The 19,395-nt window shown below is 68.7% G+C and carries 18 protein-coding genes and 2 pseudogenes; 8 read left to right on the forward strand and 12 right to left on the reverse strand.

Annotated elements, in window-relative coordinates; genetic code table 11:
• Positions 1-42: 42 nt before the first annotated feature.
• A complete protein-coding gene (locus MVF96_RS16240; protein WP_247449692.1) occupies positions 43-828 on the reverse strand; it encodes an electron transfer flavoprotein subunit beta/FixA family protein in 786 nt (261 codons plus the stop codon).
• 186 nt (positions 829-1,014) lie between these two features.
• Here MVF96_RS16240 and MVF96_RS16245 point away from each other — a divergent pair, with 186 nt between their 5' ends.
• From MVF96_RS16245 to MVF96_RS24590, 4 genes and pseudogenes are all read left to right on the forward strand, one after another.
• The gene (locus MVF96_RS16245; protein ID WP_068970698.1) at positions 1,015-1,833 is read left to right on the forward strand and encodes a class I SAM-dependent methyltransferase; all 819 of its coding nucleotides are present in this window, start codon (positions 1,015-1,017) and stop codon (positions 1,831-1,833) included.
• Positions 1,834-1,836: 3 nt separating this feature from the next.
• A pseudogene (locus tag MVF96_RS16250) lies at positions 1,837-3,387 on the forward strand (1,4-alpha-glucan branching protein domain-containing protein); the annotation flags it as partial.
• 7 nt (positions 3,388-3,394) lie between these two features.
• Positions 3,395-3,931 (forward strand): annotated as a pseudogene (locus MVF96_RS24585) (glycogen/starch synthase); the annotation flags it as partial.
• A gap of 65 nt (positions 3,932-3,996) precedes the next feature.
• A complete protein-coding gene (locus tag MVF96_RS24590; RefSeq protein WP_336276195.1) occupies positions 3,997-4,644 on the forward strand; it encodes a glycosyltransferase family 4 protein in 648 nt (215 codons plus the stop codon).
• Positions 4,645-4,683: 39 nt separating this feature from the next.
• Here MVF96_RS24590 and MVF96_RS16260 read toward each other — a convergent pair whose 3' ends face one another.
• Positions 4,684-5,436 carry an acyltransferase gene (locus tag MVF96_RS16260; RefSeq protein ID WP_065632672.1) on the reverse strand — a complete coding sequence of 251 codons (753 nt, stop codon included), beginning with the start codon at positions 5,434-5,436 and terminating at the stop codon, positions 4,684-4,686.
• Between the two features lie 127 nt (positions 5,437-5,563).
• Here MVF96_RS16260 and MVF96_RS16265 point away from each other — a divergent pair, with 127 nt between their 5' ends.
• Positions 5,564-6,901 carry an outer membrane protein assembly factor BamB family protein gene (locus MVF96_RS16265; RefSeq protein ID WP_247449693.1) on the forward strand — a complete coding sequence of 446 codons (1,338 nt, stop codon included), beginning with the start codon at positions 5,564-5,566 and terminating at the stop codon, positions 6,899-6,901.
• Between the two features lie 70 nt (positions 6,902-6,971).
• On the opposite strand, the gene MVF96_RS16270 is transcribed toward MVF96_RS16265, so the two are convergent.
• From MVF96_RS16270 to MVF96_RS16280, 3 genes are all read right to left on the reverse strand, one after another.
• On the reverse strand, positions 6,972-8,171 hold the full coding sequence (locus MVF96_RS16270; protein ID WP_247449694.1) for a class I SAM-dependent methyltransferase: 1,200 nt from the start codon (positions 8,169-8,171) through the stop codon (positions 6,972-6,974).
• Positions 8,172-8,190: 19 nt separating this feature from the next.
• Positions 8,191-9,165, reverse strand: coding sequence for a class I SAM-dependent methyltransferase (locus tag MVF96_RS16275; protein WP_247449695.1), 975 nt, complete (start codon positions 9,163-9,165; stop codon positions 8,191-8,193).
• A 62-nt stretch (positions 9,166-9,227) separates the two neighbouring features.
• Positions 9,228-10,016: an enoyl-CoA hydratase/isomerase family protein gene (locus tag MVF96_RS16280; protein WP_058252172.1), complete on the reverse strand. Its 789-nt coding sequence runs from the start codon at positions 10,014-10,016 to the stop codon at positions 9,228-9,230.
• A gap of 127 nt (positions 10,017-10,143) precedes the next feature.
• Between MVF96_RS16280 and ligD the strand changes: the two genes are divergently transcribed.
• Positions 10,144-11,124, forward strand: a complete 981-nt coding sequence (ligD, locus tag MVF96_RS16285; RefSeq protein ID WP_159371163.1) for a non-homologous end-joining DNA ligase — start codon at positions 10,144-10,146, stop codon at positions 11,122-11,124.
• Here ligD and MVF96_RS16290 read toward each other — a convergent pair.
• Positions 11,105-11,509, reverse strand: a complete 405-nt coding sequence (locus MVF96_RS16290) for a MarR family winged helix-turn-helix transcriptional regulator (protein WP_065632745.1) — start codon at positions 11,507-11,509, stop codon at positions 11,105-11,107. The genes ligD and MVF96_RS16290 overlap by 20 nt on opposite strands.
• A gap of 101 nt (positions 11,510-11,610) precedes the next feature.
• On the opposite strand from MVF96_RS16290, the gene MVF96_RS16295 reads away from it, so the two are divergent.
• Positions 11,611-12,210: a maleylpyruvate isomerase family mycothiol-dependent enzyme gene (locus tag MVF96_RS16295; protein ID WP_247449697.1), complete on the forward strand. Its 600-nt coding sequence runs from the start codon at positions 11,611-11,613 to the stop codon at positions 12,208-12,210.
• A 12-nt stretch (positions 12,211-12,222) separates the two neighbouring features.
• Here the strand turns inward: MVF96_RS16295 and MVF96_RS16300 are convergent, their stop codons facing one another.
• Together MVF96_RS16300 and MVF96_RS16305 are read right to left on the reverse strand one after the other, a co-directional pair.
• On the reverse strand, positions 12,223-13,050 hold the full coding sequence (locus tag MVF96_RS16300) for an NUDIX hydrolase (RefSeq protein ID WP_247449698.1): 828 nt from the start codon (positions 13,048-13,050) through the stop codon (positions 12,223-12,225).
• Positions 13,051-13,887 (reverse strand): ABC transporter ATP-binding protein, encoded by an 837-nt coding sequence (locus MVF96_RS16305; RefSeq protein ID WP_065632666.1) that lies wholly within the window; start codon positions 13,885-13,887, stop codon positions 13,051-13,053. It abuts the gene before it with no gap.
• A 99-nt stretch (positions 13,888-13,986) separates the two neighbouring features.
• On the opposite strand from MVF96_RS16305, the gene MVF96_RS16310 reads away from it, so the two are divergent.
• The gene (locus MVF96_RS16310) at positions 13,987-14,988 is read left to right on the forward strand and encodes an LLM class flavin-dependent oxidoreductase (RefSeq protein WP_058252200.1); all 1,002 of its coding nucleotides are present in this window, start codon (positions 13,987-13,989) and stop codon (positions 14,986-14,988) included.
• Positions 14,989-15,009: 21 nt separating this feature from the next.
• On the opposite strand, the gene MVF96_RS16315 is transcribed toward MVF96_RS16310, so the two are convergent.
• Genes MVF96_RS16315 through ctaD form a run of 4 tightly spaced genes read right to left on the reverse strand, consistent with a single transcriptional unit; the run spans position 15,010 to position 19,277 of the window.
• Positions 15,010-15,459, reverse strand: coding sequence for a cupin domain-containing protein (locus MVF96_RS16315; protein ID WP_137809019.1), 450 nt, complete (start codon positions 15,457-15,459; stop codon positions 15,010-15,012).
• Positions 15,456-16,232 carry a peptidyl-tRNA hydrolase gene (locus tag MVF96_RS16320; RefSeq protein WP_247449700.1) on the reverse strand — a complete coding sequence of 259 codons (777 nt, stop codon included), beginning with the start codon at positions 16,230-16,232 and terminating at the stop codon, positions 15,456-15,458. Before MVF96_RS16320 ends, MVF96_RS16315 begins: the two co-directional genes overlap by 4 nt.
• A 14-nt stretch (positions 16,233-16,246) precedes the next feature.
• Positions 16,247-17,488: a phosphoserine phosphatase SerB gene (gene serB, locus MVF96_RS16325; protein ID WP_068970709.1), complete on the reverse strand. Its 1,242-nt coding sequence runs from the start codon at positions 17,486-17,488 to the stop codon at positions 16,247-16,249.
• A 4-nt stretch (positions 17,489-17,492) separates the two neighbouring features.
• On the reverse strand, positions 17,493-19,277 hold the full coding sequence (gene ctaD / locus MVF96_RS16330; protein ID WP_065632663.1) for an aa3-type cytochrome oxidase subunit I: 1,785 nt from the start codon (positions 19,275-19,277) through the stop codon (positions 17,493-17,495).
• Positions 19,278-19,395 lie beyond the last annotated feature (118 nt).

The following is a 19,395-nucleotide window of genomic DNA, read 5'->3' on the forward strand; positions in this document are numbered from 1 at the left end:
CCTGAATGTCTGGGGGTTCGCCGGTGGTCTGCGTGGAGAAGGTCAGATGATCTTCTGGCCGACCAGGTACTCGGCGACCTTGGTGCCGCCATCGCCTTCGTCGGTGACGCGCTCGCCCGCGGTCTTCGGCGGCTTCGGGGTGTTCGCCGTCACGACCGAGCCGGCGTTCTCCAGGCCCACATCGCTTGCCTCGACGTCGATCTCGGCGAGGGTCAGGACGGTGACCTCCTTCTTCTTGGCGGCCATGATGCCCTTGAAGGAGGGGAAGCGCGGTTCGTTGATCTTCTCGTTCACGCTGACGATGGCCGGCAGGCTGGCCTCGATGTGGAAGATGCCGTCGTCGGTCTCCCGCTCGCCCTTGAGGGTCTCGCCCTCCAGGGTCAGCTTGCGCAGGTGGGTCAGGTGCGGGAGCTCGAGGTACTCGGCGATCATGGCCGGGATGGCGCCGACGCGACCGTCGGTGGCCTCGTTGCCGGCGATGACCAGCTCGACACCCTCGACCGTGCCGAGCGCCCGGGCCAGCACGTAGGCGGTCTGGACCGCGTCCGAACCGTGCATGAGGTCGTCCTTGATGTGGATCGCCTTGTCGGCGCCCATGGACAGGGCCTTGCGGATGGCGTCGGTGGCGCGCTCGGGACCCGCCGTCAGGATGGTGACCTCACCGCCGTCGGCCTCCTTGATCTTCAGCGCTTCCTCGACGGCGCGCTCGTTGATCTCGTCCAGGACGGCGTCGGCGGCCTCACGGTCCAGGGTGTAGTCGTCGTCGGACAACTTGCGCTCGGACCATGTGTCGGGAACCTGCTTGATCAGTACGACAATGTTTGTCATGGGTCTACGTCGACCTCCTGCATCGGGTTCGGCAACTTACCGGCGGGTAAGGCCATGGGTCCCCACCACTTTAGCGTCTCCCATGTTTCCACTAAACATCGACTACCTCACACAATGCACGCTACCGTTCGCTCGCTCGGTACGACGGCCCCGGCGGTCCCCGGGGCATGCCCTACTCTCTGTCAGATGACTGACGCAGACCTCGGATCGTCGCGCGGGACGGCAACCACTGGTCTCGAGGCGCTCGACACCGACCAGCAATTGGCGCTGACCGGCGAGCGGACGGTCCCGGGGATTCCCGCCGAGAACTACTGGTTCCGGCGCCACGAGATCGCCTACCGCCACATCGCCGACCGGTGCGCGGGCCACGACGTCCTCGAAGCCGGCTCCGGCGAGGGGTACGGCGCCGCGATGATCGCCGACGCCGGGGCGTCGTCGGTGGTCTGCGTCGACTACGACGCCGCCGCGGTCGAACACACCCGACGCCGCTATCCCCAGCTCGTCGTCCACCAGGGCAACCTCGTCGACCTCCCCCTCGCCGACGCCTCGGTCGACATCGTGGTCAACTTCCAGGTCATCGAACACCTCTGGGATCAGCCGCGATTCGTCGCCGAATGCCACCGCGTGCTGCGTCCGGGCGGGGTCCTGCTCATGTCGACGCCCAACCGCATCACCTTCTCCCCCGGTCGCGACACACCGCTCAACCCGTTCCACACCCGTGAGCTCGACGCGGCCGAACTCACCGAACTGCTTCTCGACGGCGGTTTCGTGATCGACGCGATGTGGGGAGTCGTCCACGGACCGCGCCTTCGCGCCCTGGACACCAAATGGGGCGGTTCGCTCATCGACGCCCAGATCGAGCGTGCGCTCGCCGGCGAGCCCTGGCCGGACGAGCTGGCCGCGGATGTCGCCGGCGTGGTCGCCGCGGACTTCGATGTCGTCGATTCCGGCGTGTACGACATCGACGACTCGCTCGACCTGTTCGCCGTCGCGTTGCGGGGCTGAGGGGTGACCACCCGCACCGAACCCGTCCCGGGCCAGTTCACGCTGGTCCTGCACTCGCATCTGCCGTGGCTGGCCAATCACGGCCGTTGGCCGGTCGGCGAGGAATGGCTGTATCAGTCGTGGGCCGGGTCCTACCTGCCGCTGTTCGACATGCTCGAGCGGCTGGCCGCCGACGGTTTCACCGACCAGCTCTCCCTCGGGATCACGCCGGTGCTGGCCGCGCAGCTCGACGATCCGCACTGTGCGTCTTCGATGTACGAGTGGCTCGCCGACTGGCAGCTCCGGGCCACGCAGGCAGCGATGTCCCGCGACGCCGACCGAGCCGCGGCGGGCCGCCGTGAGTACCTCGACGCCCAACGCGCGCTGGACACCTTTGCGTCCCGATGGCGTCACGGCGCGTCGCCACTGATCCGCGGACTGGCCTCGACCGGCGTCGTCGAGATCCTGGGCGGCCCCCTGGCCCACCCGTTCGCACCGCTGCTCGACCCGCGACTGCGCCGATTCTCGCTGACCGAGGGGCTCGCGGACGCCCATGCGCGGTGGGGTTTCGATCCGACCGGGATCTGGGCACCCGAGTGCGCCTTCGCGCCGGGGATGGAAACGGAGTACGACCGCGCAGGCGTGCGCCACTTCATGGTCGACGGGCCCGCCTTGCACGGCGACACCGCGCTGGGACGCCCCGTCGGCGACAGCGCCGTCGTCGCCTACGGACGTGACCTGACGGTGAGCTATCGCGTCTGGTCGCCGAAGTCGGGCTATCCGGGTCATGGCGCCTATCGGGATTTCCACACCTATGACCACGAGACCGGGCTCAAGCGATTCCGGGTCACCGGCCGGACCGTGTCCGGAAAGGACAAGAAGCCCTACGACCCGGCGCGCGTCGACGCGGTGGTCGACCGGCACGTCGAGGACTTCGTCGCGCATGTGCGGCAGCGTCTGGTCGACGAGTCCGCGCAGATCGGCCGGCCCGCGCTGGTGGTCGCCGCGTTCGACACCGAACTGTTCGGGCACTGGTGGCATGAGGGCCCGGTCTGGCTGGATCGGGTGCTGCGACGTCTGCCCGAGGTCGGGGTCACCGTCGGGACACTCGCGGGCGCAACGCAGGCCGGGCTCGTCGGCGCGCCCATCGACCTCCCCAGGTCGTCGTGGGGGTCGGGTAAGGACTGGCGGGTGTGGAACGGCCCGGCCGTGCAGCACCTGGTCGACCTGAACGCCGAGGTCACCGAGACGGCGCTCGACGCGATCGCCAAGCTGCGGCAACAAGGAAGTGCACGCAGCCGGGTCGCCGATCAGATCGTGCGCGAGGCGCTGCTGACCGTGTCCTCGGACTGGCCGTTCATGGTGTCGAAGGACACCGCGGCGCAGTACGCTGTGTCGCGAGCTCACACGCATGCGCATGCCACCCGCGAGATCAGCGACGCGGCGATGCGGGGCCGCGACGACGCAGCCGAGACGCTCGCCGCCGCCTGGGCGCGTGCCGACAATCTCTTTCCCGCACTCGATGCGCGCCGGCTGCACACGGCTCTGACCGCCGACCGGGTCGGTGTCGAGGGGGAATCCGATGAAGGTGTTGTTCGTGTCGTGGGAGTACCCGCCGGTGGTGGTGGGCGGACTCGGCCGGCATGTCCATCACCTCGCCACCGAGATGGCCGCCGCCGGGCACGACGTGGTCGTGCTGACCCGGCGTCCGTCGGGGACCGATGCGGTGACTCATCCGACGACGGACACCGTCGTCGAAGGTGTCCGGGTAATGGCCGTCGCCGAGGACCCGCCGGAGTTCGAGTTCGGGCAGGACATGATGGCCTGGACGCTGGCCATGGGGCATGCCTTCGTGCGGGCGGGACTTCGGATTCTGCACGGCGGGGGGTGGGTGCCGGAGGTCGTGCACGCGCATGATTGGCTGGTCGCCCACCCGGCCATCGCGCTGGCCGAGTTCTTCGATGTGCCACTGGTTTCCACGATCCACGCGACGGAGGCCGGGCGGCACAGCGGCTGGGTGAGCGGTCGGACGAACCGGCAGGTGCATTCGGTCGAGTGGTGGCTGGTGTCCGAATCCGACGCTCTCATCACGTGTTCGGCGTCGATGCGCGACGAGGTGAACCGACTGTTCGGCTACGACGCCGCCGACATCACGGTGATCCACAACGGCATCGACATCCGTACGTGGCCGTTCGCCGAACGCGCTCGGACGAGCGGTCCGGCCGAGCTGCTGTTCGCGGGGCGGCTCGAATACGAGAAGGGCGTGCAGGATCTGCTCGCGGCGCTCCCCCGATCCGGCGCAGCCATCCGGGTACGACGCTGACGATCGCCGGTGACGGCACCCAGCGGGACTGGCTGATGGAGCAGGCGCGCAGGCATCGGGTCGGTAAGGCGGTGCGGTTCGTCGGCCCGGTCGACCACACCGAGCTGGTGACGCTGATGCACCGCTGCGACGCCATCGTGCTGCCGAGTCGCTACGAGCCGTTCGGAATCGTGGCGCTGGAGGCGGCGGCAACCGGCGTGCCCTTGATCGTGTCCACGGCCGGGGGTCTGGGTGAGGCGGTTCGCGAGCCGGACACCGGGCTGACGTTCGAGCCCGCGGATGTCGCCGGTCTGGCCGCGGCGGTCCGGGCCACGCTGTCCGATCCGGGCGCGGCCGCGCAACGAGCACTGCGGGCGCGGGCACGACTCACCGCGGAGTTCTCGTGGGCCGAGGTCGCCGAGCGCACCGCGAGCGTGCACCTCGCCGCGAAGCGTCGGGTCCGGCACGCGATCGGACGGCCCGACATCCCGGAACGCCCGCTGCCAGAACGGGACCCGGGCCAGGCATAGCCCCCTGCTCCCTGAGGAGCCCGGAGCCTGCGGAGGGCGTCACGAAGGGTCCCGCTCGGCCGCGGCCTTCTTCCGTTCGATGTCGGCGAGGGCGCGTTCGAGTTCGGCGCGTTCGGCGGCGTTCGAGGCCCAGTCGTCCATCCGGTTCTTGACCACCCGAGCGGGGGCGCCGACCGCGATGGCGTAGTCGGGGATGACGCCCTTGACCACCGCGTGCGAGCCCAGCACGCATCCTCGCCCGACGATGGTGTTGCGCAGCACCGACACCTTGGCCGCGACCCACGTGTCCGGCCCGATGCGCACCGGGCCCTTCACGATGCCCTGGTCTTTGATCGGCAGCGTGATGTCGTCCATCTTGTGGTCGAAGTCGCAGATGTAGCACCAGTCGGCGATGAGGGTGGAACCGCCGATCTCGAGGTCGAGGTAGGAGTTCACCACGTTGTTGCAGCCGAAGACGGTCTTGTCGCCGATGCGGAGGCTGCCCTCATGGCAGCGGATGGAGTTGCCGTCGCCGATGTGGACCCAGCGACCGATCTCCATGCGCGCGAGTTCCGGCGTCGCGTGGATCTCGACGTTGCGCCCGAGGAACACCATGCCCCGCAGCACGATGTGCGGATTGGCGAGGCGAAACCGCGCCAGGCGGTAGTAGCGCACGAGGTACCACGGCGTGTACGCCCGGTTGCGTCTGATCCAGCGCAGCGAGTCCAGCGTGAGAAAACGCGCCTGGTCGGGGTCGCGGCGTCGGCCGGCGCGCCGGCGGGACCGGTACGACGCATTCCACATGGTGGTCATGACCAGAAACCCTAATCGACGCGATTTTCGCGCACGATAGGCTCACTGCTGGCGCGGAAGGTGCCGTTCGATGGCATGCCCGGCGCCTGGACACGATGCAGAACAGGGCACGACGACGAGGAGCAGGATGGCTTTGGCACGACCGCAGGTGTCCCGACGCCGCCGATCCGCGCTGACCCGCCCGCTCGTCGCGCTGACGGCCGTGTGCTCGATGGCGCTCGCCGCCTGCTCGGACGGTCACATCGACGTCCGCTCCGTACCGAGCGTCGGATGGCCCAGCTACGGGGGTGTCCCGGGCAACGCCAACTTCGCGTATGCCGATGTGCCGGAGGACCTCACGCTGAGCTGGACACGGCCGACCGGCGGCCCGGTCACCGCGCCGGTGACGATCTCCGGCAAGGGGAACGTGGGCGTGACGTCGAATGCGGCGCAGGGATGCAACGTGCTCGTGCTCGACAGCCGCTCCGGACGCAAGAACTTCTGCAAGGACATGCGGGCCGGTGTCGAGATCAACGCGATGCTCGTCGATCAGTACGACCAGCCCTATCTCGGCGAGGAGACGACCTTCCTCGCCTTCAATGCCGGCGGCGCCATCCGCTGGCGAGCCGGCGTGATCGGGGTACCGCTGTCGGCGAAGTTCGCGGCCCCGAACGAGGTGCTGGTCGCCACCACACAGGGTCAGATCCTGCTGATCGACACCCAGCGCAACGAACTCCTCGCGCCTGAGGTGAGACTGCGCGACGACGCCGACCCCGCGCAACCGCTCCGCGGCTTCGGCGACTGCGTGAGCAACGGGCCGCAGTGCGCGATCCCCGCCCCCGCTGCCGTCGACACCGAACGAGAACGCTTCTTCCTCAACTTCTTTCCCCAGGGCGCAGCGACGTCGCAGATCCGCGCGATGAAGTACGGCGCCGTTGCCGGGAACCGCGAAGTCCGGACTGCGTGGCAGGCCGACGTCCCCAGCGGCGTCATCGGGACCCCGACGCTCTCGGCCGACGGCGCGACCCTCTATGCGTTCTCGCGCGACGGCAAGATCGTCGCCCTGAACGCCGAGGACGGATCGACGCGGTGGACCTACGACATCGGCGGCCACGGATTCGCGACGATGACCGTCTCCCCGGACGGCCTGATCATCCCGACCGGTTCGCTCGGCGCCCCGCTGACCCTGCTGCGTGATCGGGGCGATGGTGCCGAACAGGTCTGGCAGCGCACCGATCTGGCGACGGTGAGCCTGTCCGCGCTGACCCAGCAGCAGACCGCGTGGACGGTCGCCCGCGATCCCGGCAGGGACTCCCTGTCCCTGGTCGAGGTGTCCACGACCGACGGCGCGACGAAACGGACTCTGCCGCTGCCGGATTCACGCGGTTTCGCGACCGGCGTCTCGGTGTCCTACTCCGGACAGATCGCGACCGCGACCAATCTCGGCGAGGTGTACTTCTTCGACAGCAAGGCCGATCTCGGGTAGGTGTTCGTAGAGTGCGGGATTCGTACTGGAAACCGATACAGATCCCGCACTCTGCGTGGTCGGGTTGGGTTCAGAACCGGACACCCGGCTCACAGATGAACGCGACACCCTTGCGCCCGATCCGGGTCAGCACCACCGACAACGGCCGGGAGCCCTTGAGCTTGAGCTTCTTCCGCAGCCGGTCGGGGTCGACGTCGAGTCCGCGGACAAGGATTTCCAGGGGGCCGCAGTCGAGCGCCGTGAGCGCCTTCCGGAGCGCCTTCTCGGTCACCCCCGTCTGCTCGATCACCCGGAACCCGCGGGCGCCGTCGGGGACGGAATCACCCGTGAGATAGGCGATCTGCGGGTCGAGTTGCCAGAGCCCGGACCGGCGGGCGTAGTGCTTGACCAGCCCGGCGCGCACGATCGCCCCGTCCGGGTCGACGATCCACTCCCCCGCCTCACCGGTCGGCACGTCGTCGTCTTCGCGGTCGGTGACCTCGACCTCGGCGAGGGTTCCGTCGGCGCGGGTGCGGAGCACGGTGGCCCGCCGGCCGGGCTCCACACCCGGACCCGTCCACAGGCACGCCTCGCGCACGCCGCCGTCGAGTGAGGTGACCTGGACCTCGCCGTCGAAGCCATAGCGGTTTCGCAACATCTGATGGTCCAGTCCGGGAGCGCATTTCACGATGAGCGTGCGACCGGGATAGGTCGTCAGCAGCTCGAAGAGCGGTGGGGTCAGCTGATCGAGCCGGAAGATGCGGCCCGCATCCGATCGCCGCGCGGGATCGGCGAGGAGCACGTCCGCGGTCGAGGTCGGGGTGAGCGCGTCCGCGACCAGCAGCGTCGCCTCCGGCACGTTGGAACGCGCCATCGCGAGCCGGACCCGGTCGATGTCGCTGCCGATGACACCCGAGATACCGTTGGCGCGCACCAGCTCTCGCAACTCCGCCCCGATCGAACAGGTCAGGTCGTGCACCACCGATTCCGGAAACCGCGCCGCGATTTCGGCCGCACGGTGCGCGGCGACCACCGACGCGGTCGCCTGCTGCAGGGCGTCGTCGGTGAGCAGGAGCGCCTCGGCATCGCGCAGCTTCGAGCGGGCGCGCCTACGACACTGCACCGTCTCGATCAGCGCGGCGTCGTGGGGCGCGTATCGGCTGCGTACCTCGGTGATGTCGGCCAGCATCGTCGACGGGGTGAGCTCGAGGCCGGCCACCGTGTCGAGCGCCTTCTCGCCGTGCCGCGACCGCAGGAACGCGACGTCGTCGAGATCGAAGGAGTAGCCCATGGCCTGACGACGGAACCGCCTACTGCGGCTTCGTCCCCGTCACCACGACGTTGTAGAAGAACTTCGGGGGTACGACCTTGCGCAGCACGTTCTCGTCGAGCCAGGTCAGCCGCTTCCAGCCACCGAAGGCGAATCGCGCCCAGCCCCACCCCAGCTTCTCCGGCGGCACCGCGGCCTCGAAGGTGCGGACCGGCCAGCCGAGCATCGCGGCGGCCAGTTCCTCGGTGGCCGTGTCCACCTTCTGCGCACCGGCCGCGCGCGCGATACCGGCGAGCTCGTCGGGATCGAAGGTGTGGATGTCGACCACGGCCTCGAGCGCGGCCGCGCGGGAGGACTCGTCGAGCTCCTCCTGCGGGCGCCGCCATCCCTGCAGCGGACCGAACTTGGTGACGTTCGTCGTGGCGAACCACGTCGCGCGACTCATCCAGCGTGCGTAGAAGTCGCCGATCGTCGACGGTTCCCCCGCGAAGATGAACCGCCCGCCGGGCTTGAGGACCCGCAGCACCTCGCGCAGCGCCTGCTCGACATCGGGAATGTGGTGCAGCACAGCATGTCCGACGACGAGGTCGAAGGTGTCGTCGTCGTACGGGATCTTCTCCGCGTCGGCGACCCGGCCGTCGACATCGAGACCGAGGTTCTCCGCATTGCGAAGGGCGACCTTGACCATCCCCGGCGAGAGGTCGGTGACCGACCCCTTCGACGCGACACCCGACTGCATCAGGTTCAGCAGGAAGAAGCCGGTGCCACAACCGAGTTCCATCGCGCGGCCGTACGGCAGGGGCTCGTCGGTGGCCACGGCGTCGAAACGGCCACGCGCGTAGTCGATGCAGCGTTCGTCGAAGCTGATCGACCACTTCTCGTCGTAGGTCTCGGCCTCCCAGTCGTGGTAGAGCACCTGGGCGAGTTTGGTGTCGGTGAGGGCCGCCTTGACCTGTTCCTCGGTGGCGTGCGGATTGGGAGCGGGATCGGTGCCCGGTGTGGCGTCGGTGGTCATGATCGCTTCCTGTGTGCGTGGTGACGGGATGCTGTGGTGGAAGGGTGCGCGGCGACGACGGCTCAGCGGCCGACGAATTCCGCCTTCCCGGGGCCGTTCTCGAGGAACGAAGTCAGACCGATGGCGCGGTCCTCGGTCGCGAACAGCGGGGCGAACAACTGCTCTTCGATCTTGAGCCCGGTGTCGAGGTCGACGCCGAGCCCCTGATCGACGGCCTTCTTGATCGCGGCGAGCGCCACCGAGGCGGCGCCGTCGAACTGTCCGGCCCAGGCGAGCGCGGCGTTGTAGACCTCGTCCGGCGCGACGACCTCGTCGACGAGTCCGATCGCCAGTGCCTCCGCGGCGTCGACGAAGCGGCCGGTGAACATCAGATCCTTGGCCTTCGACGGCCCGATGAGACGTGCCAGCCGCTGCGTGCCGCCGCCGCCGGGGATGAGACCGAGCAGGACCTCGGGCAGCCCGAGCTTCGCGTTGTCGCCCGCGATCCGTCGGTCGGCACCCAACGCGACTTCGAGGCCACCGCCGAGCGCGTACCCGGTGATGGCCGCGACGGTCGGCTTCGGGATGGCGGCGATCGCGCCGAGATCGCTCTGCAGGCGACCCGCCACCCGGCTCATCTCGGCGTAGCCGACGTCCCGCATCTCCTTGACGTCCGCGCCGGCCGCCAGGATCTTCGGGCCGCCGTAGACGACGACGGCCTTGATGTCGGCGCGGACCGTGGCCTCCTCGGCCGCGGCGGCCAGTTCGGCCTGCACCTGCCGGCTCAACGCGTTCATCGGCGGCCGGTGCAGCAGGATGGTGCCGACCCCCGGATGAGCGTCGGAGCACTCGAGGGTCACGAACTCAGGCATGGTCGAAGGCTACCGGTAGGTAAGTCCGATCGATGCCCCAGCCCGACGACCCAGGCCGACGACCCGGCACGCACGACGCGGCCCGGAGTCCGCCGCCCACCGGCATCGGAGCCATACAGTGGCGGTCATGGCGAAAACGTCGGGTTCCGCAGGTGATCCCATCGAGCTCGAGGTCGGCGACCGCACCGTCCGGCTGTCGAGTCCCGACCGCGTCTACTTTCCCGAGCGCGGTGAGACCAAGCGCGATCTCGCCGAGTACTACCTGTCCGTCGGCGACGGGATCGTCCGTGCGCTGCGCGACCGTCCGTGCATGCTGCACCGGTTCCCCAAGGGCGTCAGCGGCAACAAGGTCCACCAGAAGCGCATCCCCGCCGGTGCGCCGGACTGGCTGGAGACCACCGAGATCTACTTCCCGCGGTACGGCCGCACCGCCGACGAACTGTGCGTCACCGAACTGGCATCGGTGATCTGGGCGGTGCAGATGTCGACCGTCGAGTTCCACCCCTGGAACTCACGACGCGACGACCCCGAGTCGCCCGACGAGTGGCGTATCGACCTCGACCCGATGCCCGACTGCACGTTCCCCCGGATCCGGCGCGTGGCGCACGTCGTCGAAGAAGTGCTCGACGAACTGGGTATGCGCGGGTTCCCCAAGACCTCGGGCGGTCGCGGGCTGCACATCTACGTCCGCATCGCGCCGGAGTGGGGCTTCCCGCAGGTCCGGCGTGCGGCTCTCGCGTTCGCCCGGGAGGTCGAACGTCGGGCGCCCGACGACGTGACGACGACCTGGTGGCGCAAGGACCGCGACCCGGCGGCGGTCTTCGTCGACTACAACCAGAACACCCGCGACCACACCATGGCGTCGGCCTACTCCGTGCGTGGCAACGAGCGGGCCACCGTGTCGACGCCGATCACCTGGGCCGAGATCGACGACATCGAACCCGACGATTTCACCATCGCCACCGTGCCGGCCCGGTTCGCCGAACTCGGAGACCTGCACGCGGAGATCGACGACGTCGCGCACCGACTCGACACCCTCATCGACTGGGCCGACCGCGACGACATCGGCACCGACGAGGACGCCGAGATCATCGATATGGATCGGTGACGTCGCGTAACGACCGCAATGCCCTTTCCAGGGCGGCGAACTGGGCGTCGCCGAGATGCTCGCGCCACTCCTGCTGCTGCGCCTCGACCTCTCGCGCGGCGACCTCGCACAGGTGAACGCCCCGCTCACTCAGCGTCACCAGCCGGGCGCGACGGTCGGACGGGTCCGGCACCCGGGTCAGGTAGCCCGCCGCCTCGAGCTGGTCGACGATGCCGCCCGCGGTCTGCTTGGTGACACCCGCCTGCTCGGCGAGATCGGTCAGCCGCATGGGTTCGGGTGCCAGCCGCTGTAGCACCCGGGACTGCGCCGGAGTGATGTCGTCGGCCCCTTCCTCGGCGATCCGTGCCAACACTCGGCGCTCGGTCGCGCGATGGGCGATGAACATCAGAACGGCGATCTCCGGGTCGGACACGTCGTTGACTTTAGTACGAAAACCTGACTAATATCAGTCAGGGAACCTGACTATCTGTGCGGCGGGAGCGACCGATGGACACCGACCTCATCTGGCAGCGCATCGACGAGCAACGACTCGAACTCGCCGCGCTGATCGAGACCCTCACGCCCGAGCAACTCGCCACCCCGTCGCTGTGCGACGCGTGGACGGTGCGCGACGTCGCGGTCCACCTCACCCACTCCCACACCTCACCGGCACGAGCGATGATCGCCGCGTGCCGATACGGCTTCCGGTTCAACACGATGATCCGCGAACTCGCGCTGCGCGACGACACCACGGCGGATCAGGCCGCCTCGAAGTTGCGCGCCATGGTCGGTTCGCGTCGGCATCCGATCGGGACGACTCCCATGGCGCCGCTACTGGATTCGCTCCTGCACGGGCAGGACATCGCCGTCCCGCTCGGACTCGACCGGCCGATGCCGACCGACGCCGCGACGGCGTGCGCCGACTACCTGTGGTCGACGGGTTTCCCGTTCCACGCACGTCGCCGAAACGAGGGACGACGCTACGTGGCCACCGACTGCGACTTCGCGGCCGGGACGGGCGAGGTCGTCGAGGCGCCGATCCGCGACATCGTCATGCTGTTCGGCGGACGGACGAACGCCGCCGGGGCTCTGGCGCCCTCAACCTGACAGCGCGTCCGGTCAGAGCGTGATCTCGGGCGGCTGCTGATCGCCGAGAGTCCGGAAGTACTCGTCGGAGCCCGGGAAACCGAGGCCGGCCAGCCCGGCGCCGGCTGTCACGTTCGGCAGGATCGGTTCGATGACACGCTCGGCGTCGAGCAGTTCGTCGATGGTCGAGAACTGCGAGACGTAGTTGAGCTGCGACCACGTGGGCGGCATGAGGAAGTGCTGGCCCGCGGCCCAGGAATCGATCGCGACGCGGGCGTTCACCCACCGGGCGACCTCGGCTTCGGTGGTCTCGGCGTCGGCATGCTGTCCGTCGGGCATCGCGGCCAGGAAGAACCGGGTGTCGTAGCGTCGCTTCTCGTTCACCGGGGTGATCCAGTGCGCGAGCGGACGCAGCAGATCGGCACGCAGCGTCAGTCCGCGCGCGGTGAGGAACTGCGCGAACGACAACGACTTCTCGACGAGGCGTTGCCGATCCTCGGCCAGTCCCTCCGGTTCGGCGAAGGCGCCGTCGGCATCGGTCGCGAGCAGGACGCCGCACTCTTCGAACGTCTCGCGGACGGCCGCGCACACCAGGGCCTGGGCGATCTCGGCGTCGCTGCCGAATTGCCCGGCCCACCAGGTGGCCTCGGGACCCGTCCACGCCAGGTCGGCGTCGGCGTCCCGCTTGTCGACGCCGCCGCCCGGGAACACCGTCATTCCCCCCGCGAAGGCCATCTGCTTGACGCGGCGTTGCAGGAAGACCTCGATGCCGTCGGCAGCGTCGCGGACGAGCACGACGGTCGCGGCATCCCGCAACGGTGCGGACACGATGTCCGGGCCCTGCTGCTGTGTCGACGTCATTCAGTTACCTCCTGCTGCTCGACGGTGGCCACCCGCACGGCGCCGGCGCCGCGCGAAGTACCGGCCGTCGACCTTGTCCAGAACGATCTGCTGGCGGAAGGCGGCGGTGAGGTTCTCACTCGTGAGTACCTCCTCGAGCAGCCCCTGGGCCACCACGCCACCCTCGGACAGGATCATCGCATGTGTGAAACCTTCGGGGATCTCCTCGACGTGGTGGGTGATCAGCACGATGGCCGGCGCGTCGGGGTCGGCGGCGAGGCGGGCGAGACGATCGACGAGTTCTTCGCGGCCACCCAGGTCGAGCCCGGCGGCCGGTTCGTCGAGCAAGAGCAGTTCGGGGTCGGTCATCAGCGCGCGCGAGATCACGACACGCTTGCGCTCGCCCTCGGACAGCGTGCCGAAGCGACGGTCCGCGAGGTGCTCGGCACCCATCGATTCCAGCGATTCGACGGCCTGCGCACGGTCCACGGCGTCGTAGCTCTCGCGCCACCGCCCCAGGACCGCATATCCCGCCGAGATGACGACGTCGCTGACGATCTCCTCCGGCGGCACTCGATCGACCAGCGACGGGCTCGAGACCCCGATCCGGGTCGACAGCTCGCGGATCTCGACCCGGCCGAGCTTCTCGTTGAGCACGAAGGCGGTGCCCGACGTCGGGTGGATCTCCGCCCCGGCCAGTCGGATCAGTGTCGTCTTTCCCGCGCCGTTGGGTCCGATGATCACCCAGCGTTCGTCCAGTTCCACCTGCCACGACAGCGGGCCGACGAGAGTCTTGCCGCCCCGGACGACGGCGACGTCGCGAAAATCGATCAGGAGGTCGGGATCGGATTCGGTCACTCCCCCATCCTGCACCACGAGGGAATGGTCGACCCGTTCGACTCACGGCAGACCGGACGGCGGGAATAGTCCGGGGCGTCGGCCGCATTGAACATCGTCGTGACCCCTTCGAACCTCCCCTTGTCGATCCTGGATCTCGCGCAGATCGGTCGTGACGAGACTGCCGCGCAAAGCCTGTCCGCCAGTGTCGATCTCGCACAGAACGCGGAGAAGTGGGGCTACCGCCGGATCTGGTACGCCGAGCACCACAACATGTCGGCCATCGCGTCGTCGGCACCGGCGGTGCTCATCGCACACATCGCCGCGCACACCTCGACCATCCGTCTCGGCGCCGGCGGCGTGATGCTGCCGAACCATTCCCCGCTGACCATCGCCGAGCAGTTCGGCACACTCGCCGAACTCCATCCCGGGCGCATCGACCTCGGGCTCGGGCGCGCGCCCGGCAGCGATCAGCAGACCTTCGCGGCCCTGCGCCGCACCCACGCCTCCGCGGAGCGGTTCCCGCACGACGTCCTGGAGCTGCAGGCCTTCCTCGGCGACGAGTCGCGTGTCGAAGGCGTTCGCGCGACCCCGGGCGCGGGCACCCACGTGCCGCTCTACATCCTCGGCTCGTCGCTGTTCGGCGCGCAGCTCGCCGCGGCCCTCGGACTTCCGTACGCCTTCGCCTCCCACTTCGCGCCGCAGGCGCTCACCGAGGCCGTGGCGTTGTACCGCCGCGAGTTCCGGCCGTCGGAGGTCCTCGCCGAGCCCTACGTCATCGCGGGTGTCGGAGCGATCGCCGACGAGGACGCCGACCGTGCGCAGGCGCAGCTGCAGATCGCGAAACGTCAACGCGTGTCGCTGCTCTACGGCCGCGGCCGGACCTTCACCGACGAGGAAGCCGACGCCATCCTCTCGATGCCGCAGGGACGCCAGATCGACGAGATGCTGACGTACTCGGGTGTCGGGACGCCGGGCGAGGTGCGCGACTACCTCTCGTGGTTCGCCGGGCACGCCGACGCAGACGAGCTGATCGTCGCGTCGCTGGCGCCCGATCGTGACGTGTGGCTGGGCACCTTCGGCCACCTCGCGCCGGTGAACTCACCGGTCGCCGCCGGCTGACCGAGATCCGAGGGCAGACCGTCAGGCCAGCCGGAAGTCCTCGAAGTCGAACCCGGGCACGACGATACAGCTGACTAGTGACGGCTCGTCCCCGGCGGGCCGTGCACGCTGCCACACGCCCGGCGGCACGAGCGCCTGGGGTCGGTGACCGGCCTCGATGTCGGGTCCGACGAGAACTGTCGTCGGGTCACCGGGGACATCGGCGTCCCCGCCGAGATCGAGTTCGACCGGCGCTCCTCGATGGTGCAGCCACAGTTCGGCGCCGCGTACCGTGTGCCACGCCGACTCGTCGCCCGGCATGAGGACGAAGTAGATCGCCGTGCCGGCGGCACGGTCGCCGGTATAGCCGTCGGCAAGCGACGCCGACGGCACGACGACGTCGCTCCGCCACGTCTCCCGGAACCAGCCGCCTTCCGGATGGGGTTGCAGATCAAGAGCTTTCACCCATTCCGGCGGTACCGCAGCGCTCACGTGTCCTCCTGGGCCCGGATGACCTCGGCGATGACGGTCACCGAACCGGGCGCGATCTCGGTGAACCCGGCGTCTCGAACGGCCACCGCCCTCCCGGCGGCATCGGCGGAGAGCAGTTCTCGCCACCGCCCGGGCGTGGCCTGACGGACCGCGAGCGGGCAGTCGTCCCGACGCCACTCGATCGCGTCGTCCGCGGCGAGGAGCTTGGCCGCCAGCATCGACGCGTGACCGACCTGCGCGGCCAGTTTGCCGACAGTCATCGGCAGGTCGGGATTGGTCCACAGCACGACGCCCGAGACCGGCGGCTGCTCGGGCAGCTCTCCCTCGACCTCGGTCCCACCGATCTGCAGCTTCGCCACACGCCGGTCGAGGTCACCGACGCGGCCGGGCACGAACGCCCGTGCCGACGCCCCGCCCTCGGTCGCGGTCACACCCCAGACCTCCTGCGCGGCAGCCCATTGCGCGCCACGCGCGCGCCGGGCGATCTTCCGGATTCGTGCGTCGCACCAGGCGTCCATCGCCGCCGACCACGGACCGTCGCCCGCACTTCGTTCGTCGAGGCACAGTAACGCCACCGCTCGCGCCGCCGCGGTCAGCAGTTCGGTGCGGTCGGGCGGATCGTTCTTCTCGATGCGGAGCACCATCGCCATCGCCAGGACGTCGGCGGGGTCAGACGGGTCGTCACCGCCTCCGACGTAGGCGACCAGCCGCCGATGATCGGCAACGATCGCTTCCGGATCGACCTGCGGAGAGACCGTGCGCTCGGATCCCATGGAGCGGTGCGAGGTCAGCCCAGGGGTACCCGGCGATAGACGCCGTCGGCGGCGTCGGCCGCCTCGATCTCGTCGCGGGAGACGCCCAGGATGAACAGGACCCCGTCGAGAAACGGGTGATTCAGCGTGGCGTCGGCGACCTCGCGCAGCGCCGGCTTCGCGTTGAAGGCGATTCCCAGCCCGGCGACGCTGAGCATGTCGATGTCGTTGGCGCCGTCGCCCACCGCGATCGTCTGCTCCATCGGCACCCCGACCTGATCGGCGAACGACCGCAGCGCGTGCGCCTTGCCCATCCGGTCGACGACCTCGCCGACGACCCGGCCGGTCAGTTTCCCGTCGACGATCTCCAGGGTGTTGGCCCGGACGAAGTCGAGTTCGAGTTCGTGCGCGAGTCCGTCGATGACCTGACGGAAACCGCCGGACACGAGACCGCAGTGGAATCCGAGGCGGTGCAGCGTACGGATCGTCGTCCGAGCACCGGGGGTCAGTTCGAGTGACTTGGCGACATCGTCGAGAACACTCGCGTCGAGTCCGGCCAGGGCCTTGACGCGTTCGTGAAGGGACTGCGCGAAATCGAGTTCACCTCGCATCGCCGCCTCGGTCACCGCGGCGACCTCGGCTTCGCGGCCCGCGTGCGCGGCGAGCATCTCGATCACCTCGCCCTGGATGAGGGTCGAGTCGACGTCGAAGACGATCAGGCGCTTGGCGCGCCGAGCGAGTCCGCCGCGCTCCACGGCGATGTCGACCGAATGCTTCGCAGCAACCTCGGCGAGGCCTTTGCGGAGGGCGGCGTCGGCGGCGACACCACCCCGGCCGGCAACGCTGACCATGAGTTCGAGGCCGGTGAGCGGGTAGTCGGCGATTCCGCGGATCGAGTCGATGTTGCCGCCCTGGCTCGCCAGTTTCGCCGCGACGGCGCTGAACGCGGTGGCGGTGACCGGGCTGCCGAGGATCACGACGGCATGCGAGGACGGCGAGCGGCTACCGGGATCGACCCCGATCTCCACCCGGACGTCGAAACCGATGGACGCCATCGCCTGTTCGACGACTTCCTGCAGCGCCTCGGGGTCGCCGGTGGAGGACACCAGCACGCCGAGGGTCAGCTGTCCGCGGATGACCACCTGCTCGACGTCGAGCAGTGCAACGGCCTGACCGGCCAGGGCACCCATGAGAACAGAGGTGACACCTGGCCGGTCGGGACCGGTGACAGTGACCAGGACGGTCGTACCGGAACTGGCTGTCGAGTCCTTGCTCACCGGGTCAGCGCGGGTCGGGATCCGGGGATCCCTCGTGCGTTCCCACGGTGAACGGCTCGCGACGAGCCTCTTCCATCTGACGGTCCTTGCCCGCGGCGTGGCCCGGTCCGACGTGTGCCTCGGCACGCATGCGGTCGATCATGTGCGGGTAGTGCAGCTCGAACGCCGGGCGCTCCGACCGGATGCGGGGCAGCTCGGTGAAGTTGTGGCGCGGCGGCGGGCAGGAGGTGGCCCACTCGAGCGAGTTGCCGAAGCCCCACGGGTCGTCGACGGTCACGACCTCGCCGTAGCGGTAGCTGCGGAAGACGTTCCACAGGAACGGCAGGGTCGACAGGCCGAGGATGAACGCGCCCACGGTCGAGATCATGTTCAGCGTCGTGAAGCCGTCCGACGGGAGGTAGTCGGCGTAGCGACGCGGCATGCCCTCGTTGCCCAGCCAGTGCTGCACCAGGAAGGTCATGTGGAAGCCGATGAACGTCAGCCAGAAGTGGATCTTGCCGAGTCGCTCGTCGAGCATGCGCCCGGTCATCTTCGGGAACCAGAAGTAGATGCCGGCGTAGGTGGCGAACACGATGGTGCCGAAGAGCACGTAGTGGAAGTGCGCGACGACGAAGTAGCTGTCGGACAGGTGGAAGTCCAGCGGCGGGCTCGCGAGCAGCACACCGGTCAGACCACCGAAGAGGAACGTCACGATGAAGCCGACCGAGAACAGCATGGGGGATTCGAACGTGATGTGACCGCGCCACATCGTGCCGATCCAGTTGAAGAACTTCACGCCGGTGGGCACCGCGATCAGGAACGTCATGAAGGCGAAGAACGGGAGCAGCACGGCGCCGGTGACGTACATGTGGTGGGCCCACACCGCGGCCGACAGGGCGGCGATGGCGAGCGTGGCGTAGATCAGACCGGAGTAGCCGAAGATCGGCTTCCGCGAGAAGACCGGGAAGACCTCGGACACGATGCCGAAGAACGGCAGGGCGATGACGTACACCTCGGGATGTCCGAAGAACCAGAACAGGTGCTGCCACAGGATGACGCCGCCGTTGGCCGGGTCGTAGATGTGGGCACCGAACTGGCGGTCGACCTCGAGACCCATCAGCGCCGCGGTCAGCAGCGGGAAGATGAGGAGGATCAGCACGCTGGTCACCAGGATGTTCCAGGTGAAGATCGGCATGCGGAACATCGTCATGCCGGGTGCGCGGAGACAGATCACGGTGGTGACCATGTTGACGCCACCGAGGATGGTGCCGAGACCCGAGACGGCCAGACCCATGATCCACAGGTCGGCGCCGATGCCGGGGCTGTGCACGGCGTCGGTCAGCGGCGTGTACGCGGTCCAGCCGAAGTCGGCGGCGCCACCGGGCGTGATGAAGCCGGCGACGGCGATGGTCGAACCGAAGACGAACAGCCAGAAGCCGAGTGCGTTGAGTCGCGGGAAGGCGACGTCGGGCGAACCGATCTGCAGCGGCAACACGAAGTTGGCGAAGCCGATCACGATCGGCGTCGCGTACATCAGCAGCATCACGGTGCCGTGCATCGTGAAGAGCTGGTTGAACTGCTCGGTGGACAGGAACTGCATGCCCGGCATCGCGAGCTCGCCACGCATCAGCAGGGCCATGAGGCCGCCGATGAGGAAGAACGCGAAGCAGGCGGTGATGTACATCATGCCGATCAACTTGTGATCGGTCGTCGTCAGCAGCTTGTAGATGAACGAACCCTTGGGCTGATAGCGCTCCGGGAACGGACGCACTGGAGCCACTTGCGTGGTGGGTTGGTCTACCGCGGTCACAGATCCTCCTCTTGCCCGAACCCGACGCCGAACCCCTTCGGCCGTCGGTCGGCACATGAACAAACCGAGCGCTGGTTACTGATCCTAAACCCTCACCGGTGCCCGGGCCGAGCGGGTC

This window comes from Gordonia hongkongensis (assembly GCF_023078355.1).
In the GTDB taxonomy this organism is placed as follows: domain Bacteria; phylum Actinomycetota; class Actinomycetes; order Mycobacteriales; family Mycobacteriaceae; genus Gordonia; species Gordonia hongkongensis.

Excerpts from the sequence above, each read along its gene's own strand:
- MVF96_RS16240 (WP_247449692.1), bottom strand. The coding sequence starts at position 828 with ATGACAAACATTGTCGTACTGATCAAGCAGGTTCCCGACACATGGTCC.
- MVF96_RS16245 (WP_068970698.1), top strand. The coding sequence starts at position 1,015 with ATGACTGACGCAGACCTCGGATCGTCGCGCGGGACGGCAACCACTGGT.
- MVF96_RS16260 (WP_065632672.1), bottom strand. The coding sequence starts at position 5,436 with ATGACCACCATGTGGAATGCGTCGTACCGGTCCCGCCGGCGCGCCGGC.
- MVF96_RS16265 (WP_247449693.1), top strand. The coding sequence starts at position 5,564 with ATGGCTTTGGCACGACCGCAGGTGTCCCGACGCCGCCGATCCGCGCTG.
- MVF96_RS16270 (WP_247449694.1), bottom strand. The coding sequence starts at position 8,171 with ATGGGCTACTCCTTCGATCTCGACGACGTCGCGTTCCTGCGGTCGCGG.
- MVF96_RS16275 (WP_247449695.1), bottom strand. The coding sequence starts at position 9,165 with ATGACCACCGACGCCACACCGGGCACCGATCCCGCTCCCAATCCGCAC.
- MVF96_RS16280 (WP_058252172.1), bottom strand. The coding sequence starts at position 10,016 with ATGCCTGAGTTCGTGACCCTCGAGTGCTCCGACGCTCATCCGGGGGTC.
- ligD (WP_159371163.1), top strand. The coding sequence starts at position 10,144 with ATGGCGAAAACGTCGGGTTCCGCAGGTGATCCCATCGAGCTCGAGGTC.
- MVF96_RS16290 (WP_065632745.1), bottom strand. The coding sequence starts at position 11,509 with ATGTTCATCGCCCATCGCGCGACCGAGCGCCGAGTGTTGGCACGGATC.
- MVF96_RS16295 (WP_247449697.1), top strand. The coding sequence starts at position 11,611 with ATGGACACCGACCTCATCTGGCAGCGCATCGACGAGCAACGACTCGAA.
- MVF96_RS16300 (WP_247449698.1), bottom strand. The coding sequence starts at position 13,050 with ATGACGTCGACACAGCAGCAGGGCCCGGACATCGTGTCCGCACCGTTG.
- MVF96_RS16320 (WP_247449700.1), bottom strand. The coding sequence starts at position 16,232 with ATGGGATCCGAGCGCACGGTCTCTCCGCAGGTCGATCCGGAAGCGATC.